This window comes from Rhodoferax sp. RT5P35 (assembly GCF_056521385.1).
The window spans coordinates 1-1,380 of sequence record NZ_JBWMAX010000146.1 but is presented as its reverse complement, the minus strand read 5'-3'; the positions used below and the strand labels follow the sequence as shown (position 1 = coordinate 1,380).

The window sequence follows — 1,380 nt, the reverse complement described above, 5'->3', positions numbered from 1 at the left end:
CGATTTGCCGGTGAAAAACCTGAAGGAATTCGTGGCCTACGCCAAGTCCAAACCGGGCCAGCTCAACTACGGCTCCGCGGGCAACGGCAGTGCCGGGCACCTGGCGTTCGAGTACCTGAAGATGGCCACCGAGACCTTCATGTTGCACGTGCCCTACCGGGGCACCGGCCGCATGCTGACCGACCTGATGGCCGGCCGCCTGCAAGCCGCCTCGGTGGGGGCGCCCGCGCTGTTGGCGTTCATCAAGGCGGGCAAACTGCGTTGCATCGCCACCGGCACGTCCACGCGCTTGCCGCAACTGCCCGATGTGCCCACCGTGGCCGAGCAGGGCTACAAAGGCTTTGAGATGACGCAGTGGTACGGCCTGATGGCCCCTTCCAAATGGCCCAAGGCCAACCTAGCGAAGCTGGAGGGCGAAGCCATCAAGGCCGCGCGCGGCAGCATCGTCAAAGAGAAGCTGTCCAATGAAACCGCCCTGGCCGTGGGCGGCACCGCAGCCGAGTTTGATGCCTTCATCAAGGCCGAACTGGCCCGCTGGAAACCCGTGATCGCCCGCGCGCAGATCAGGCCGGATGGGGCTTGACGGCGACTCTTAGGCAACCCGCTTGCTGTAGGCCAGAAAAACCGCATCGCGCACCCAACCCAGCGACTCGTACAAAGCCTGGGCTGAGAGGTTGGTGTGGGCGGTGGTGAGGTCCATGCGGGCGAAGCCCTTGTCTGCGGCGTGCTGCTCGGCCGCGAGCAGCAGCGCCTTGCCTGCGCCCGTGCGCCGCACCTCGGGCCGCACGAACAGGTCGTAGAGCGCATAAATCGGCAGGGCCTCGACCGAGCAGAAGCTGGGGTACAACTGGCAGAAGCCCACGGGCTCACCGTGGGCATGGGTCGCCAGCAAGATGACGGATTCTTCTTTCTCCAGCCGCTGGCCGATGAAGGCTGTGGCCCGCGCCAAATCAGGTGCCTGTTCGTAGAACTGGCGATAGGCGTCAAACAGCGGCGCGATGTGCTTGATGTCGGCCACGGTGGCGCGTCGGATGTGGAGTGGGGGCATTTTCAGAAGGGGTGAATGAATCAGGTTTTTGCGGTGCGCCCGATTCTAGGCAGTGCGCCGTTCACCCCCGTTTGGCCGTCGTCCACAAGGCCGCGCCCACGATCAGCCCGCCGCCCAGCCAGCCCCAGACGCTGAGCCCCTCGCCCAACCAGAGCACCGCAAACAGCGCGCCAAAAGCGGGCTCGCTGCTGGTCAGCAAGGCCACGCGGCTGGGCGAACTGTGCTGCAAGGCCCAGGTTTGCGCGAAGAACGCAAACACCGTGCAGCCCAGCACCAGGTACAGGCTGGCCTGCCAGAAGGCCGCATCGTACGGCAGTGGTGGCAGCCCTTGC

3 protein-coding genes are annotated in these 1,380 nt (G+C 65.3%); 1 reads left to right on the top strand and 2 read right to left on the bottom strand.

Features of this window, described 5'->3' with window-relative positions; all coding sequences use genetic code 11:
- Nucleotides 1-583: Bug family tripartite tricarboxylate transporter substrate binding protein (locus AC097L_RS24460; protein ID WP_479589318.1), on the top strand; the 583-nt coding region annotated here is incomplete at its 5' end.
- 9 nt (nucleotides 584-592) lie between these two features.
- Here the strand turns inward: AC097L_RS24460 and AC097L_RS24455 are convergent.
- Together AC097L_RS24455 and AC097L_RS24450 are read right to left on the bottom strand one after the other, a co-directional pair.
- Nucleotides 593-1,048, bottom strand: a complete 456-nt coding sequence (locus AC097L_RS24455) for an N-acetyltransferase family protein (RefSeq protein WP_479582089.1) — start codon at nucleotides 1,046-1,048, stop codon at nucleotides 593-595.
- 61 nt (nucleotides 1,049-1,109) lie between these two features.
- The coding region (locus AC097L_RS24450) for an EamA family transporter (protein ID WP_479589317.1) at nucleotides 1,110-1,380 on the bottom strand (271 nt) is incomplete at its 5' end.